Here is a 15,173-nt window from a genome sequence, read left to right on the forward strand (position 1 = left end):
CCCTAGGGGAGCGCGCCGGCCTCCTCGAGCGCGGCGACGGCGAGCACGACGTTCGCGCTCGACCACGTGAGCGGCGCCACCGCGGCCGGCGACCCGTCCGCGAGGACCTTCTCGGGGATCGCGCCTGAGGACGTGCGGTGCTCGGCGAGCCAGTCGAGCCAGTCGGTCGCCTCCTCGACGTGCCCGGTGCTCGCCGCGGTGAGGGCGTACAGGCTGGTCTGCGGCGTCCAGGAGATCCCGTCGGGCTTCCACCCCGCGCCCGGCGCCAGCCCACCGGCCGGCCGGGCCATCTCCCCCGCCGAGGCGAGCCAGGCCGCCTCCGCCCCGGCGAGCGGTTCGGTGACGAAGGGCGGCAGGAGCATGGCGGTCGCGGCGTCGCGCCCGTCCCGGCCCCTCAGCGTGTTCCCCAGGGTCGACTCCGAGTACCGGGTGTACCCGCGGGGCCCGAAGGCCTCCTCCACGGCGGTACGGACCTGCGCGGCCCGGGCGGACAGGCTCGCCGCGCGGTGGGACTCCCCCGCGTCGGCGTAGAGCCGGGCGGCGGCCTCGAGGCCGGCGAGCATGGGCGCGGCGGTGCCGAGCGTCACCTGGTCCTCGGCGACCTCCCAGTAGTCCGGGGAGGCGGGCGGCAGGTGCGGGGGGCGCGCGGTGAGGGCGAGGATGCGGTCGGCGGTCCGGTCGAGCAGGGGCCGCAGCTCGGCCAGCGCCGTGGCGCGGGCGTCGCCGTCGAGCGCGTCGAGCACGGCACCGCTGGCCCACAGGACCCAGCCCAGCCCGTCGAGCTGGGTCCCGCGTTCGTCCGGCGGGCCGGAGGCGTCCGGGAGGTAGCGCGCCTCGAAGAGGCCGTCCTCCTCCTGGACCTCCTCGAGGAAGGCAAGCACCGCCAGGGCGTCCTCGCCGTGCCCCGTGCGCGCCAGGGCCACGGCGACGAACGCCGAGTCGCGGGGCCAGACGTAGCGCCAGCGACCGGTCCACCCGGCCACCGCCGCGCCGGGCAGGCCGGGCTCGGCCCCGGCCGTGAACGTGGCGCCCGTGAGCGTGCGGATGTCGAGGAGGGCGCCCGTGACGAGGTCCTCGTAGGCGGTGCCGGCTCCCGGCACGGTGCCCTCGGCGAGCCAGGCCCGCTGCTCGGCGGCGATCGCCAGGGCCCGCGGGTCGTCGTCCTCGGCCAGCACCCGCGAGTCCGGCTGGTACTGCGCCGCGCTGCCCGCCGGGAGGTGGCCCACCGTGCCGTCGGGCCGCACGTGCACGCCGTCGAGGTAGAGGTCGATCTGGGCGTCGCGCGGCTCGGTCACCCGCAGGTGCGCCGACCACGTGACCGTGGACAGGTAGAGGACGACGATGGTCGTCCACGCGGTGCGACGCTCCCAGCCGTCCATCGCCGGCCTCAGGCGCGGATCGTCTCGAGCGGCATGCCCGAGTCGGTCGCCAGGCCGAGCGCGGACGGGGCGACGCCGGAGCGCAGCATCGCCGAGCCGAGGGCGGCGATCATCGCACCGTTGTCCGTGCAGTACCGGATCGGGGGGATGCGCACCTGGATCCCTTGCCGGCTCCCCCGTTCGGCGGCGAGCTCGCGCAGCCGCGAGTTCGCCGAGAAGCCGCCCCCGATGACGAGCGTCGAGCACCCGGCGTACTGGCAGGCCGCGAGCGCCTTGCTCACCAGGACGTCCGCGACCGCCTCGGAGAAGGAGGCCGCGACGTCGGCCACCGGGACCTCGCCGCCGGCGTCCTCGATGCCCTCGACGTAGCGCGCGACGGCGGTCTTGAGGCCGGAGAAGGAGAAGTCGTACGGGTGGCGGGCGACGTCCTTGCCACGGGAGAGGCCGCGTGGGAAGCGGATCGCCGTGCGGTCCCCCCGCTGGGAGAGCCGGTCGACGTGCGGTCCCCCGGGGTACGGCAGGCCGAGGAGGCGGCCGACCTTGTCGAAGGCCTCCCCCGCGGCGTCGTCGAGGGTCTGGCCGAGCTCGACGACGTCCGTGGCGATGTCCCGCACGTCGAGGAGGGAGGTGTGGCCGCCGGAGACGACCAGCCCGATGAAACGCTCGGGGAACGGCCCGGAGACGAGCTCGTCGACGGCGATGTGCCCGATGACGTGGTTGACGCCGTACAGCGGCCGCCCGAGTGCCAGGGCGAGGGCCTTGGCCGCGGCGGCCCCCACCGTGAGGGAGCCGACCAGCCCGGGGCCCGCGGTGACGGCGACCGCGTCGACGTCGGCGAGGGCGACGCCCGCCCGGGCGAGGGCGGCGTCGAGGGTGGGGACGAACGCCTCGAGGTGGGCGCGGCTGGCGACCTCGGGGACGATGCCCCCGAAGCGGGCGTGCTCGTCCATCGAGGACGCGGTGACGTCGGCGAGGAGCTCGCGACCGCGGACGAGGGCCACGCCGGTCTCGTCGCAGCTCGACTCGATGCCGAGGACCAGGGGTTCACTCACGCCCGCCAGGGTAGTCCGGCTCGGCACCCCCTCGGAGCACCCTGGTGGCGCCGGGTGCGCCTCAGACCGCCTCCGCGCCCACCGGTCCGGGCGGACGCGTGAGCTCGAGGGCCATGACGACGGCGTCCTCGCCCTCGGGCGCGTAGTAGCCCCGGCGCACCCCGATCGACGCGAATCCGGCCCGGGCGTAGAGCCGCTGCGCACCGGCGTCGCCGGCCCGCACCTCGAGGAACACCCGCCGGCAGCCCGCGGCGCGCGCGCGGGCGAGCAGGTCCGCCAGGAGGAGCGCCCCGATGCCACGGCGCCGGTGCTCGGGGGCGACCCCCACCGTCATGACGGAGGCCTCGTCGGCGAGGGCGAGACCCGCGTAGCCGAGGACGGTCCCGGCGTCGTCGACCGCGGCGACGTAGTACCGGTCGGGCGCCGCGAGCTCCTCGCGGTACATGCCGCGCGACCACGCGCCCCGGCCGAAGAGGATCGGCTCGAGCTCCATGACGCGGTCGAGGTCGCCGTGGTCCAGGGCGCGCAGGCGCACCTCGCCCGCGGCGCCGGCGCTCACGTCGCCCGCTTGCGCCCGGCCGCCGGCGTGACGTCGGGGCGGCGCAGGTAGAGCGGCTCGGTGCCCAGCTCGGCCCCCCTGGCGACCCGCGCCGTCGCCAGCCGCGCGAGGACGGCAGGGTCGACCTCCCCCGGCACCCCCGCGGTGGCGGGCAGCGCGTCGGGGTACAGGACGGTCCCCCGGCCCGCGAGCACGACGTCGCCGGCCGTCGCGGGCGAGGCGGCGACCTGCGCCGCAGGCGCCACCTCGAAGCCGTCCAGCCGCTCGACGTCGTCGGGGCCGGCCGCCCGGTAGCGCGCCCAGTAGACCTCGCGGCGCCGGGCGTCGGTGGCGACGAGGACCTCCCGGTCCGGAGCAGCGTCGAGCACCTGGCGGGCGAGGACGTCGAGGCTGGGCACGCCGTGGACCGGCACCCCGAGGGCGCGGGCGAGGGTCCGGGCGGTGACGAGGCCGACGCGAAGCCCGGTGAAGGGCGCCGGCCCGGTGCCCACCGCGAGCGCGTCGAGGTCCCCGGGGGCCAGGCCGGCCTCGCTGAGGACCGCCTCGATCATGGGGCTGAGGGTCTCGGCGTGGCGCCGCTCGTCCGCGCTCGCCGCGCGCGCGAGGACCTCGCGGCCGGAGGTGAGGGCGACGGCGCTGCCCGCCGAGGTGTCGATGCACAGGATCCGCACGCCCCCAGCGTAGGCGCAGCTAGGGACCGGTCCGGTCGTCGACCGCAGCGCGCACGTCCGCCTCGATCCGCGAGTCGGCCCGCCGGTGCTGGCGCACAAGCAGCACCGCGACGAGCGCCCCGAGGAGCAGGACGACCGCGGCCGCGACGAGCGCCGGGCTCAGGCCGTCCGCGGCCTGGTCCGGCAGCTCCCCGCCCACGGCGGCGTCGGGGTCCTCGTCGGCGGCGGCGTACTGCTCGGCGAGCACGGACTGGAAAACCTCGGCGGGCACCGCCCCCACGAGGAGGTCCCGGGCGCCGCTGGTGAGGGGCCACACCTCGCCGTCGGCCGCGGAGAACCACCCGTCGACCGCGGGATCGAAGATCATCGGCAGGGCGGTGGAGAGGGTCGCGAGGACGTCGGCGAGCTCGGTGTCCTCGTCCAGCCCCGCCAGGCTCAGCTCGCCGTCGGCCCCCTCCCGGTGCGCCCGGACGGTCCCCACGGTCTCCACGCTGCCCTCCCCCACGAGCGTGAGGGTGGCCAGCCACTCCTCGCCGGGCACGCTCACCGGGTCGAGGTCGGAGCCGTCGAGGAAGTTCTCGGACCAACGGTGCACCGCCCGGGGCGGCCCGACCACCACCCGGTCGCGCGCCTCGGCGGGCACGTCGAGGACGTCGGTGTCGCGCACGTGCTCGGGGGCCTCACCGGCGAACCAGGCGCTGACGTCGTCCGGCAGCGTGGCGACGGGCGTCGCGGCGCCCACCGGCTCCAGCACCGCGGCTCGCGCCGGCACCGCGCCCGCGTCCGGCACCGCGGCCTCGGACGTCGGGGCAAGCAGGAGCAGCGCCGTCACGGCGACGAGCACCAGCCGCATGTCCCTCCCTCCGCCGGGCACCGCACCGGCACCGAGGTCTCAGCCTACGGACGTGGCGAGCACCGCGGGCAGGTTCACCCCTGCCCAGCGCCGCCCCACCGCCCGCAGGACAGCCCGCCGCGTCCCGACGTCGGCGACCTCGCCGTCGGCCAGCCCCCCGCGGGGCCGGCGCAGCTCGAGCTCGAGGCGGTCCTGGGCGAGGCCCTCGACGAGCCCGGCGCCCCACTCGACGACCGTGACGGAGTCCTCGAGCGAGGTGTCGAGGTCGAGCGCGTCGACCTCGTCCAGCGAGCCCAGCCGGTAGGCGTCGACGTGGACGAGTGCCGGGCCGTCGGCGAGCGGCGGGTGCGTGCGGGCGATGATGAACGTCGGCGACGCCACCTGCCCCCGTACCCCCAGCGCCGCGCCCAGGCCCTGGGTCAGCGTGGTCTTGCCGGCGCCGAGGTCCCCGGTGAGGACGAGCAGGTCCCCCGCGCGGAGCACCCCCGCCAGTCGCGCGCCGAGCGCGCGAGTGGCCTCGGCGTCCGGCAGGTCGGTCTCCCACGTCTCATCCATCGGCGTCCTCCCTCACGTTGACGTGCACCCGGGGGACGCGGTCCCCGAGCCGGCTGACGATCTCGTAGCTGATGGTGCCGGCGGCGTCCGCCCAGTCCTGCGCGGTCGGCGCACCGTCCGTGCCGTCCCCGAACAGGACGGCCGTGGTCCCGGCGGCGACGTCGGAGCCGGGGCCGAGGTCGACGACCACCTGATCCATGCACACCCGGCCAGCCACCCGCACCCGGCGGCCGCCGAGCAGCACGGGGCCGCGGTTGCTCGCGTGCCGCGGGATCCCGTCGCCGTAGCCCACGGGCAGCACGGCGAGGCGGGTGGCGGCGTCGGTGACGTAGGTGTGCCCGTAGGAGACGGGCGTGGCGGTGTCGACGTCCTTGACGAGGATGGCGTCGGCCTCGAGCCGCATGGCCGGGCGCAGCCCCAGGGTGGCGGCGTCGGCGAGGTCGGGGATTGGGGACAGGCCGTAGAGCGCCAGGCCCGGGCGGACGAGGTCGAGGTGCGTGGCGGGGGCGGTGAAGATCGCGGACGACGCCGCGAGGTGGCGCAGCCGGGGCGCGAGGCCGGCGCCCTCGACGGCGCGCACGGCGTCGTGGAACCTCGCCAGCTGCACGCCGGTGGTGCCCTCGTCGGGCTCGTCGGCCCGGGCGAGGTGGGACCAGACGCCGACGACGTCGACGACGCCCTCGGCGACGAGCGCCGCGGCGGCGCGCGCGAGCGCCGGCAGGTCCGCGGGCGTCACCCCGCCGCGGGACATTCCGGTGTCCACCTTGAGGTGCACGCGGGCGGGCGTGCCCGTGCGCCGGGCCGCCTCGGCGAGCTCGGCGAGCGCCCACGGGGCCGAGACGGACACGTCCAGGCCCGCCTCGACCGCCTCGCCGAGCGGTGCCCCGGGGCTGTAGAGCCAGGTGAGCAGCGGGGCCTGGACGCCCGCCGCCCGCAGGGCCAGCGCCTCGCCGAGCTGGGCGACCCCGAGCCAGGTCGCCCCGGCCGCGAGCGCGGTGCGGGCGACGGGGACGAGCCCGTGCCCGTAGGCGTCGGCCTTGACGACGGCCATGACGTCGGCGGCGGGGGCCACCTCGCGCAGGCGGGTGACGTTGTGCCGGATGGCCGCGTGGTCGATGACGGCGCGGGCGGGGTGGTAGGTCACGGTTCTCCCTCGATGAGCTCGCGCACCACGCCCGGCACGGCGCGGGCCACGTCCGTGGCCCCCGCGGGCCCGCCGCCGCTGGCGCGGACCCCGGCGCGGCCGTGGACGAGCGCGGCGGTGGCGCCGAGGCGGGCGAGCAGGTCGCCCCCGCGCCGGGTGTCGGACCGCAGCTCGGCCGCGCACCCGGCGAGCAGGGCCCCGGTGATGCCGGTGAGGACGTCCCCGCTGCCGGCGGTGGCGAGCCACGGCGTGCCGTCGGCCTGGGCGTGGACCGGCCCGTGGGGACCGGCGACGAGCGTGGTCGCGCCCTTGAGGAGCACGGTGGCGCCGGTGGCGTCGACAGCGGCGCGCAGGTGACGCAGAGGTTCGGCCTCGACCTGCGCGCGGTCGACGTCATGGCCGCGCGAGCGCAGGAGCGCCGCCAGCTCCCCGGCGTGCGGGGTGAGCAGGGTGGTGGCGGGCAGGCGCTCGGGCAGGAGGGCGAGGGCCCCGGCGTCGGCGACGACGGGCAGGTCCTCGGCGAGCGCCTGGGCGAGGGCCTCGCGCACCGCGGCGGCACGGTCCGCGGCGGCGGGGTCGATCCCGGAGCCGAGCGCCCAGGCCTGGACCCGGCCGGGTCCGGGGACCGTCTCGGGGTGGCGGGCGGTGATGAGGGCGGCCGGCTCGGGCGGACCGAGGTAGCGCAGCATGCCCACCCCGGCGCCGAGCGCCCCGCTCGTGGCGAGCACGGCGGCGCCGGGGTAGCGCGCCGAGCCGGCGACCAGGCCGAGGACACCGCGGGTGTACTTGTGGTCCGCGGCGCCGGGCACCGGCCACAGGTCGGCCGCGTCGGCGGCGGTGAGCCGCGCGGCCGTCTCCGGCGCGCCGGCGGCGAGGGCGGCGTCGAGACCGAGGTCGACGACCTCGATGCGGCCCGCGAGGGCCGCGGCCGGCGGGAGGAGGAGCCCCGGCTTGGGGGCGCTCATCGTCACGGTGACGTGCGCGGGCAGGACCGGCCCCGGCAGGGCGCCGTCGTCGACGCCGATGCCCGAGGGGACGTCGACGGCGACGACGAGGGGCTCGTCGGGGCTGGCGAGCCGCTCGTCGTCCAGCGCCCGCACGGCGCCGGCGAGCGGCTCGCGGAGGCCGCCGGCGGCCCCGATACCGGTGAGGGCGTCGACCCAGACGCCGGCCCGCCGCGCGAGCGTGAGGAGGGCGAGGACGTCGAGCTCCGCCCCGGACCGCAGGGGGTGGACCTCGACGCCGGCGGACCGCGCGGTGGCGAGCGCCCGCTCGTGCACGGTGCCGGCGCACAGGGCGGCGAGGACGACGAGCCCGCGCCGGGCGAGGCGGGCGCCGGCGTAGAGGGCGTCGCCGCCGTTGTTGCCGCCGCCGACGAGGAGGAGGACGACGCTGCCGGGGCGGCGGGCGCCCAGCGCTCTCAGCTCGCGCAGGACGGTCGTGGCGAGCGCCCCGGCGGCCTGCACCATGAGGGCGTCGGCCGGGGTGGCGGCGAGGACGGGCTCCTCGGCCGCCTGGATCGCCGCGGCCGGGTACGCGCGGATCATGCCGGCCCCTCGGCGACGACGACGGCGGAGGCGATGCCCGCGTCGTGGGAGAGCGAGAGGTGCCAGCGCACCACCCCGAGCTCGGCGGCCCGGGCGGCGACCGAGGCACGCACGGCGACCACCGGGGCCTGGCCCGGGGTCCGCTCGATGGTGCAGTCCTGCCAGGACATCCCCCCGGGCGCCCCGAGCGCCTTGGCGATCGCCTCCTTGGCCGCGAACCGCGCCGCCAGCGACGCCGGCGGGAGGTCCCGCTCGGCCGGGGTGAAGAGCTTCTCCGCCAGGCGCGGGGCGCGCTCGAGGGTGGCGAGGAAGCGCGCGACGTCGACGACGTCGATCCCGACCCCGATGATCATCGGCTCACTCGACCGTGACGGACTTGGCAAGGTTGCGGGGCTGGTCGACGTCCAGGCCCTTGGCGGTCGCGAGCTCGCACGCGAAGATCTGCAGCGGCACGACGGCGACGAGCGGCGTCATCAGCGTGGGCGTCGCGGGGATGCGGATGATGACGTCGGCGTACGGCTCGACGTCGGTGTCCCCCTCCTCGGCGATGACGATGGTGTGCGCACCGCGGGCCCGGACCTCCTGGATGTTGGAGACCACCTTGGCGTGCAGGGTGGGGCGCCGCGGCGTGGGCACGACGATGATCACCGGCTGGCCGGTGTCGATGAGGGCGATCGGGCCGTGCTTGAGCTCGCCGGCGGCGAACCCCTCGGCATGGATGTAGGCGAGCTCCTTGAGCTTGAGCGCCCCCTCGAGGGCGACCGGGTAGCCGACGTGGCGCCCGAGGAAGAGCACGGAGGTGACGTCCCGCATGGACCGCGCGATGTCCCGGACCTCCTCCTCGCGGGCGAGGACCTGCTCGATCTTCTCGGGGAGCCTGGCGAGCTCGGTGAGGTAGCCGGCGACCTCGTCGAGGTACTTCGTCCCGCGGAGCTGGGAGAGGTAGAGGCCGAGGAGGTAGGTCGCGGTGATCTGGGCGAGGAAGGCCTTGGTCGAGGCGACGGCCACCTCGGGCCCGGCGTGCGTGTAGAGCACGGCGTCGGACTCACGGGCGATCGTCGACCCGTAGGTGTTGACCACCGCGAGGACCTTCGAGCCCTGCTCCCGGGCGTGCCGGACCGCCATGATCGTGTCCATGGTCTCCCCCGACTGGGAGATGGCCACGACGAGGGTCTTCTCGTTGACGACCGGGTCGCGGTAGCGGAACTCGTGGGCGAGCTCGACCTCGACGGGGATGCGGACCCAGTGCTCGACGGCGTACTTCGCCACGTGCCCGGCGTACGCGGCCGTCCCGCAGGCGACGACGATGATCTTGTCGATGCGCCGCAGGATCGCCTCGTCGATGCGCAGCTCGTCGAGCTGGAGGTTGCCCTGCTCGTCGGTGCGGCCCAGGAGGGTGTCCGCGACCGCCTTGGGCTGGTCGTGGATCTCCTTGTCCATGAACGTGGGGTAGCCGCCCTTGACGGCGGCGCTCGCGTCCCACGTCACGGTGAACGGGCGCGGCTCGACCGGCGTGCCGTCGAACCGCGTCACCCGGACGGAGTCGGCGGTGACCGTGACGACCTCGTCCTGGCCCAGCTCGAGCGCGGAGGAGGTGTGCGAGACGAACGCCGCGACGTCGGAGCCGAGGAAGTTCTCCCCCTCGCCGAGGCCGACGACGAGCGGGGAGTTGCGGCGTGCGGCGACGACCGTCCCCGGCGCGGCGGCGTGCACCGCGAGGAGGGTGAACGCCCCCTCGAGCATCGCCGCGACCTCGCGCATGGCTGCGGTGAGGTCGCCGGTGCGCTCATGGGCGGCGGCGAGGAGGTGGGCGACCACCTCGGTGTCGGTCTGGGAGGTGAACGGCACGCCGGCCTCCGCGAGCGGCCGGCGCAGCGCGGCGTAGTTCTCGATGATCCCGTTGTGGATGACGGCGAGGCGGCCGTCGGTGGAGGTGTGGGGGTGCGCGTTGGTGTCGGTCGGGGCGCCGTGCGTGGCCCACCGGGTGTGCCCGATGGCCGCCGTCGCCGGGGGCAGCGGCGCCGCCTCGAGCGCCCCCAGCAGGTTGGCCAGCTTGCCGGCACGCTTGCGCACGACGAGCCCCTCGCCGGTGACCAGTGCCACACCCGCGGAGTCGTACCCCCGGTACTCGAGGCGGGCGAGGCCCTCCAGGACGACCTCCAGGGGGCGGGCGGACGGCGAGGCCGGCCCGACGTAACCGACGATTCCGCACATGCGCCCGAGGGTAACGCGGTCCGGCCCGGCGCCCGTACCCGGCTCTCCGCGCCGCACGCCGGCGGGGGCAGGCCCGCGGGTGCGCCAGACTTGCGCAGTGACCTCGCCCGGCGGCTCTCCGCCCTCACCCTTCGTCGAGTTCGACCGCGAGTCGTGGAGCCGGCTGTCGGCGTCCACCCCGCTACCGCTCACCGACGCGGACGTGCGCCGCCTGCGCGGCCTGGGCGACCCCGTGGACCTCGCCGAGGTCGACACCGTCTACCGGCCCCTGTCCCGGCTGCTCGGCCTCTACGTCGACGCCGCGCGTCGGCTCGACGCGTCCACCGCGACGTTCCTCGGCGGGCCCGTGGCGCGCACGCCCTACGTCATCGGGGTCGCGGGCTCGGTCGCCGTCGGCAAGTCGACGACGTCGCGGGTGCTGCGCGAGCTCATGCGCCGCTGGCCGGGCACCCCGAACGTCGAGCTGGTCACCACCGACGGCTTCCTGCACCCCAACGCCGAGCTCGAGCGGCGCGGGATCCTCGACCGCAAGGGCTTCCCCGAGTCCTACGACCAGCGGGCCCTGCTGCGCTTCCTCGCGGCGGTCAAGGCCGGCGTGGCCGAGGTGAGCGCCCCGGTCTACGACCACCTCACCTACGACATCGTCCCGGGGGCGTCGGTGCCGGTGCGCAACCCCGACGTCCTCATCGTCGAGGGCCTCAACGTGCTCCAGCCGGCGCGGACGACAGCGGACGGGTCCCCCAGCCTCGCCGTGAGCGACTTCTTCGACTTCTCCCTCTACGTCGACGCCCGGACGTCGGACGTGCGGCGCTGGTACGTCGAGCGCTTCCTCTCGCTGCGCCGAACGGCCTTCGCGGAGCCGCAGTCGTACTTCCACCGCTACGCGAGCCTCGACGACGACGCGGCGGTCGCCAAGGCGACGTCGATCTGGGCGACGATCAACGAACCGAACCTCGTGCAGAACATCCTGCCCACCCGGGGCCGGGCGACGCTGGTGCTCACCAAGGCGGGCGACCACCGCATGCACCGCATGCGGCTGCGCAAGGTCTGACGGCTCAGGCGCCGGCGGGGGGACCCTCCGGGGCGCCGCCCTCGACGGCGGGGCCGTCGACCGCGGCACCGTCGTCCGCGCGGCCCATCCGCCGGGACACCCGCTTGAGGACGGCGTCGACGACGAACCCGAGCAGGACGCCGCCGAGCACCCCCACCGCGACCGCGACGAGCGGGTGCTCGTGGAGGAACACCCCGGCGCCCATGCCGAGCAGCGTGGAGTAGCCGCCCCAGATCACCGCGGCGATGGCGGCGATGACGATGAACCGGCGCCGGGGGTAGGCGACGGCCCCCGCGGTCATGTTGACGGCCACGCGGCCGACCGGGACGAACCGCGCGGAGAGGATGAACACCGTGCCCCGGGTCGCCAGCGCGCGGCTCGCCCATGCCAGGGCCCCCTGGCCCCGGTCGCCCTGGAACATCCGCAACCGGTGGATGGGGACCTTGGTGCCCACCCCGAACGCGATGAGGTCCCCGCTGAACGCGCCGGCCGCGGCCGCCGCGATGAGCAGCCAGAGGCTCGGGCCCTCCCCGGTGATGGCGAGGACGGCGACCGCGATGACGACGGACTCGCTCGGCACCGGCGGGAAGAACCCGTCGATGGTGGCGAGCACGAAGACCGCGAGGAGGATCCAGGGCGAGCCGGCGAGGCCGAGGACGGACTCCTCGACCGCCGCCATGAGCTCGGTCACAACGCCAGCCGGTCCTTCACCACGCCCGCAAGCCGACGGGCGACGTCGTCGGCCTGGTCCTGGGAGGCCGCCTCGACCATGACGCGCACGAGCGGCTCGGTGCCCGAGGGACGCAGGAGCACGCGGCCGGTCTCCCCGAGCTCGCGCTCGGCCCCGGCCACCGCGTCGAGGAGGGCCTCGTCGGAGGCGGTGCGGGACTTGTCGACGCCGGGGACGTTGACGAGCACCTGCGGCAGCCGGTGCACGACGGAGGCGAGGTCCGCCAGCGGCCGCCCGGTGCGCACCACCTGCGCGCCGATGAGCAGCGCGCTGAGCAGCCCGTCACCGGTGGAGGCGTGCGCCGAGTTGATGATGTGCCCGGACTGCTCCCCGCCCAGGGTGTGCCCGCCGGCGCGCATCGCCTCGAGGACGTACCGGTCACCGACGGCCGTCTGGACGGTGGCGATGCCGGCGTCGCGCATGGCGAGCAGGAGACCGAGGTTGCTCATGACGGTGACGACGAGGGTGTCGTTGGCGAGCGTGCCCTCCTCCTTCATCGCCACGGCGAGCAGGCCCATGATCTGGTCGCCGTCGACGAGCGCACCCGTGTGGTCCACCGCCAGGCAGCGGTCGGCGTCGCCGTCGAAGGCGACGCCCAGGTCCGCGCCCGAGGCGACGGTGACCGCCTGGAGCTGCTCCGGGTGCGTGGAGCCGCAGGCGTCGTTGATGTTGCGCCCGTCGGGGGAGGCGTTGATGACGACGACGTCGGCCCCCGCCTCGCGCAGCGCCAGCGGCCCGACCGCGCTGGCGGCGCCGTTGGCGCAGTCGACGGCGATCCGCAGGCCGGCGAGGTCGACGCCGACGGCGGAGACGAGGTGGTCGACGTAGGCGCGGTCGGCGGCCCGGGCGTCCTCGCCGATGGAGCCGACCTGGGCACCGACGGGGCGCTCCCACTGGGCGCCGAGCCGCGCCTCGATGGCGTCCTCGACGGCGTCGTCGAGCTTGCGGCCGCCGCGCGCGAAGAACTTGATGCCGTTGTCCGGCATGGGGTTGTGCGAGGCGGAGATGACGACGCCGAGGTCGACGTCCATGCTCGACGTGAGGTATGCGACGCCGGGCGTGGGCAGCACGCCGACCTGGATGACGTCGACGCCGGCACTGGCCAGGCCCGCGGCGATGGCCGAGCCGAGGAACTCCCCCGACAGCCGGGTGTCCCGACCGATGACCGCCCGCGGGCGGTGGCCGTCGAACTGGCCAGAGGTCGCGAGCACGTGGGCGGCGGCAGCGCCGAGGTCGAGGGCGAGCTCCGCGCTCACGTCCCGGTTGGCCAGCCCACGGACCCCGTCGGTCCCGAACAGTCGCGGCATCAGCTCTCCTTGTCTTCGAACGACCCCGCCGGCCGCACTGGGGACCATCGTGGCACGCTCGCGCACGTGCGGGGACGCGCGGCCGGTGAGGGGGATGTGCGGATCCGGTGCGGAGCCGACGCGGCCCGGGACCCCGCCCCGGTACGCGAACGGCCCCGCCGGGCGAGTGCCTGGCGGGGCCGTTCGGAAGCAGCGCGGGTCAGCGCTTGGAGTACTGGGGGGCCTTGCGGGCCTTCTTGAGTCCGGCCTTCTTGCTCTCCACGACGCGGGCGTCGCGGGTGAGGAAGCCGGCCTTCTTCAGCGCGGGGCGGTTCGACTCGGTGTCGATCGCGTTGAGCGCCCGGGCCACACCGAGGCGCAGCGCGCCGGCCTGGCCGGAGATCCCACCGCCGTCGATACGCGCGACCACGTCGAAGCGGCCCTCGATGTCCAGGAGGGCGAACGGGGCGTTGACGAGCTGCTGGTGCAGCTTGTTGGGGAAGTAGTCCTCGAGCGTGCGCCCGTTGACCTTCCACTGCCCGGTTCCGGGGACGAGGCGGACGCGGGCAACCGCTTCCTTGCGGCGCCCGATGGCCTGGCCCGGAGCGGTGATGCTCTGGCCCAGACCGGCTGCGGGGGCAGCACTCTCGCTGGTGTAGCTGCTGGGGACGGACTCGTCGTCCAGCTCGATCTCGGCAGTGGTCTCAGCCACAGTTCTCCTCGTGTCCTGTTGAGAGGGCACCCGCACCGCAGAGGCGGTGGTTACTGGGCGACCTGGGTGATCTCGAACGTCTGCGGCTTCTGAGCGGAGTGCGGGTGCTCAGGACCGGCGTAGACCTTCAGCTTGCGGAGCTGGGCGCGGCCCAGCGTGGTCTTGGGGACCATGCCCCGGACTGCCTTCTCGACCGCGCGAGCCGGGTGCTTGGCGAGGAGCTGGGCGTAGTTGGTCGCCTTGAGACCACCCGGGAAGCCGGAGTGGTGGTAGGCGATCTTGTCCTCGCGCTTGCTGCCGGTGAGGGCGACCTTCTCGGCATTGATGACGACGACGAAGTCACCGTTGTCCACGTGCGATGCGAACGTCGCCTTGTGCTTCCCACGGAGCAGGGTCGCGACCTGGGTCGCCAGTCGGCCGAGGACGACGTCGGTGGCGTCGATGACGTACCAGTTCTTCTCGACGTCGCCGGGCTTCGGTGTGTACGTGCGCACGGGCGTAGCCTTCGTTTCTTCTGCGTATCTAGCGGGCGGCAGCGCGAGCCGCTGCCCATGGTCAGGTGGTGCTCGCTTGAGCTCATCCGCCGCTCGTCCGGCGAGTGGGAGGCACCGGGAGCGCATGGGGATGCCAGGCGACATCAAAGGGTACGCCGGGGCGGCGCCGCGGTCAAAACTGGTGGGAGCGACGCGGGTCTCCGCACGGTCCGGGGACCGGCCCGCGCACCGGCCCGTCGTGCGAGCACCGGCGGTCGATGGCAGCCTGAGCCTATGAGTGAGAACGACATGTCGGTCGAGCCCGACACCTCGGAAGCGGCCGCGTCCATGGACACCACGGCAGACACCTCGGCCACCCGGCAGGACCCCTCCCTCGCGGGTGAGGGGGACACCGACCAGCTGCAGAAGGAGGAGATGCTCGTCGAGCGCGGGGTCGACGACCTCGCGGACGAGGGCGTCTCCCCGCCCGAGCGGGACCCCCTGCGGGGCCTCAACCTCACGCCCCGGGAGCAGGTCGAGGGGGACACCCTCGCCGAGCGGCTCGAGCAGGAGCAGCCCGAGGTGTGGGAGGAGGCCGGCGACCAGCCCCTCCCCGACCGCCAGCCCGACCGCGCGGGGCGCCTCGAGGCGCTCCCCGACGACGACGACCCCACGGACACCGTGGGCGAGGCGCAGTCGTCCTGGGCGGCGGACGTCGGCGTCGCCGGCGGCGCCGCGACCGCCGAGGAGGCGGCCATGCACATCGTCGACGAGGACGAGGCCCCCGGGCTCACCGGCCTGGTCGACGAGGGCGGCACGCCCGGCTGACCGCCGACCGGTTCGCGCCTTCGGCGTCCGCCCCCATCCACGTCCGCCCCTTCGGCGTACGTCCGCACCACGTCCGCCCCCTCCCTCGTGATCCTGCCGCGTGCAGGAGCCGGTGTCGC

16 protein-coding genes are annotated in these 15,173 nt (G+C 75.6%); 2 read left to right on the forward strand and 14 right to left on the reverse strand.

Features of this window, described 5'->3' with window-relative positions; all coding sequences use genetic code 11:
* Positions 1 to 2 precede the first annotated feature (2 nt).
* The 10 genes from EBO36_RS12305 to glmS all read right to left on the reverse strand — a co-directional run bounded on the left by EBO36_RS12305 (position 3) and on the right by glmS (position 9,974).
* Positions 3 to 1,379, reverse strand: a complete 1,377-nt coding sequence (locus tag EBO36_RS12305) for a glycoside hydrolase family 15 protein (RefSeq protein ID WP_122824881.1) — start codon at positions 1,377 to 1,379, stop codon at positions 3 to 5.
* Between the two features lie 8 nt (positions 1,380 to 1,387).
* Positions 1,388 to 2,431 (reverse strand): tRNA (adenosine(37)-N6)-threonylcarbamoyltransferase complex transferase subunit TsaD, encoded by a 1,044-nt coding sequence (gene tsaD / locus EBO36_RS12310; RefSeq protein WP_122824882.1) that lies wholly within the window; start codon positions 2,429 to 2,431, stop codon positions 1,388 to 1,390.
* A 61-nt stretch (positions 2,432 to 2,492) separates the two neighbouring features.
* Positions 2,493 to 2,990 carry a ribosomal protein S18-alanine N-acetyltransferase gene (gene rimI, locus EBO36_RS12315; RefSeq protein WP_241236887.1) on the reverse strand — a complete coding sequence of 166 codons (498 nt, stop codon included), beginning with the start codon at positions 2,988 to 2,990 and terminating at the stop codon, positions 2,493 to 2,495.
* The gene (gene tsaB, locus EBO36_RS12320; RefSeq protein WP_122824883.1) at positions 2,987 to 3,661 is read right to left on the reverse strand and encodes a tRNA (adenosine(37)-N6)-threonylcarbamoyltransferase complex dimerization subunit type 1 TsaB; all 675 of its coding nucleotides are present in this window, start codon (positions 3,659 to 3,661) and stop codon (positions 2,987 to 2,989) included. The genes rimI and tsaB overlap by 4 nt, the downstream gene beginning before the upstream one ends.
* Before the next feature lie 19 nt (positions 3,662 to 3,680).
* On the reverse strand, positions 3,681 to 4,514 hold the full coding sequence (locus EBO36_RS12325; RefSeq protein WP_122824884.1) for a hypothetical protein: 834 nt from the start codon (positions 4,512 to 4,514) through the stop codon (positions 3,681 to 3,683).
* 39 nt (positions 4,515 to 4,553) lie between these two features.
* Positions 4,554 to 5,069, reverse strand: a complete 516-nt coding sequence (gene tsaE / locus EBO36_RS12330; protein ID WP_122824885.1) for a tRNA (adenosine(37)-N6)-threonylcarbamoyltransferase complex ATPase subunit type 1 TsaE — start codon at positions 5,067 to 5,069, stop codon at positions 4,554 to 4,556.
* Positions 5,062 to 6,213 carry an alanine racemase gene (gene alr / locus EBO36_RS12335; protein ID WP_122824886.1) on the reverse strand — a complete coding sequence of 384 codons (1,152 nt, stop codon included), beginning with the start codon at positions 6,211 to 6,213 and terminating at the stop codon, positions 5,062 to 5,064. Before alr ends, tsaE begins: the two co-directional genes overlap by 8 nt.
* Complete coding sequence (locus EBO36_RS12340; RefSeq protein ID WP_122824887.1) at positions 6,210 to 7,760, reverse strand: bifunctional ADP-dependent NAD(P)H-hydrate dehydratase/NAD(P)H-hydrate epimerase; 1,551 nt, start codon at positions 7,758 to 7,760, stop codon at positions 6,210 to 6,212. Before EBO36_RS12340 ends, alr begins: the two co-directional genes overlap by 4 nt.
* Positions 7,757 to 8,113, reverse strand: coding sequence for a holo-ACP synthase (locus EBO36_RS12345; protein WP_122824888.1), 357 nt, complete (start codon positions 8,111 to 8,113; stop codon positions 7,757 to 7,759). Before EBO36_RS12345 ends, EBO36_RS12340 begins: the two co-directional genes overlap by 4 nt.
* A 4-nt stretch (positions 8,114 to 8,117) precedes the next feature.
* On the reverse strand, positions 8,118 to 9,974 hold the full coding sequence (gene glmS / locus EBO36_RS12350; protein WP_122824889.1) for a glutamine--fructose-6-phosphate transaminase (isomerizing): 1,857 nt from the start codon (positions 9,972 to 9,974) through the stop codon (positions 8,118 to 8,120).
* 97 nt (positions 9,975 to 10,071) lie between these two features.
* Here glmS and coaA point away from each other — a divergent pair, with 97 nt between their 5' ends.
* Entirely contained in the window at positions 10,072 to 11,025 is a 954-nt protein-coding gene (gene coaA / locus EBO36_RS12355; protein ID WP_241236888.1) for a type I pantothenate kinase, read from the forward strand.
* 4 nt (positions 11,026 to 11,029) lie between these two features.
* Here coaA and EBO36_RS12360 read toward each other — a convergent pair whose 3' ends face one another.
* The 4 genes from EBO36_RS12360 to rplM form a co-directional block, all read right to left on the reverse strand.
* On the reverse strand, positions 11,030 to 11,716 hold the full coding sequence (locus tag EBO36_RS12360; protein ID WP_244925282.1) for a DedA family protein: 687 nt from the start codon (positions 11,714 to 11,716) through the stop codon (positions 11,030 to 11,032).
* The gene (gene glmM, locus EBO36_RS12365; protein ID WP_122824891.1) at positions 11,713 to 13,062 is read right to left on the reverse strand and encodes a phosphoglucosamine mutase; all 1,350 of its coding nucleotides are present in this window, start codon (positions 13,060 to 13,062) and stop codon (positions 11,713 to 11,715) included. Before glmM ends, EBO36_RS12360 begins: the two co-directional genes overlap by 4 nt.
* A gap of 199 nt (positions 13,063 to 13,261) precedes the next feature.
* Positions 13,262 to 13,753, reverse strand: a complete 492-nt coding sequence (rpsI, locus tag EBO36_RS12370) for a 30S ribosomal protein S9 (protein ID WP_122824892.1) — start codon at positions 13,751 to 13,753, stop codon at positions 13,262 to 13,264.
* Between the two features lie 50 nt (positions 13,754 to 13,803).
* A complete protein-coding gene (gene rplM, locus EBO36_RS12375) occupies positions 13,804 to 14,247 on the reverse strand; it encodes a 50S ribosomal protein L13 (RefSeq protein WP_122824893.1) in 444 nt (147 codons plus the stop codon).
* A 273-nt stretch (positions 14,248 to 14,520) separates the two neighbouring features.
* Here rplM and EBO36_RS12380 point away from each other — a divergent pair, with 273 nt between their 5' ends.
* Positions 14,521 to 15,054: a DUF5709 domain-containing protein gene (locus EBO36_RS12380; protein ID WP_244925283.1), complete on the forward strand. Its 534-nt coding sequence runs from the start codon at positions 14,521 to 14,523 to the stop codon at positions 15,052 to 15,054.
* Positions 15,055 to 15,173 lie beyond the last annotated feature (119 nt).

This window comes from Georgenia faecalis (assembly GCF_003710105.1).
GTDB lineage: Bacteria > Actinomycetota > Actinomycetes > Actinomycetales > Actinomycetaceae > Georgenia_A > Georgenia_A faecalis.

What these genes read in the sequence shown, in the direction of transcription:
- EBO36_RS12305 (WP_122824881.1), bottom strand. Translation starts at nt 1,379, where the DNA reads ATGGACGGCTGGGAGCGTCGCACCGCGTGGACGACCATCGTCGTCCTC.
- EBO36_RS12325 (WP_122824884.1), bottom strand. Translation starts at nt 4,514, where the DNA reads ATGCGGCTGGTGCTCGTCGCCGTGACGGCGCTGCTCCTGCTTGCCCCG.
- tsaE (WP_122824885.1), bottom strand. Translation starts at nt 5,069, where the DNA reads ATGGATGAGACGTGGGAGACCGACCTGCCGGACGCCGAGGCCACTCGC.
- EBO36_RS12340 (WP_122824887.1), bottom strand. Translation starts at nt 7,760, where the DNA reads ATGATCCGCGCGTACCCGGCCGCGGCGATCCAGGCGGCCGAGGAGCCC.
- EBO36_RS12345 (WP_122824888.1), bottom strand. Translation starts at nt 8,113, where the DNA reads ATGATCATCGGGGTCGGGATCGACGTCGTCGACGTCGCGCGCTTCCTC.
- glmS (WP_122824889.1), bottom strand. Translation starts at nt 9,974, where the DNA reads ATGTGCGGAATCGTCGGTTACGTCGGGCCGGCCTCGCCGTCCGCCCGC.
- glmM (WP_122824891.1), bottom strand. Translation starts at nt 13,062, where the DNA reads ATGCCGCGACTGTTCGGGACCGACGGGGTCCGTGGGCTGGCCAACCGG.
- EBO36_RS12380 (WP_244925283.1), top strand. Translation starts at nt 14,521, where the DNA reads ATGAGTGAGAACGACATGTCGGTCGAGCCCGACACCTCGGAAGCGGCC.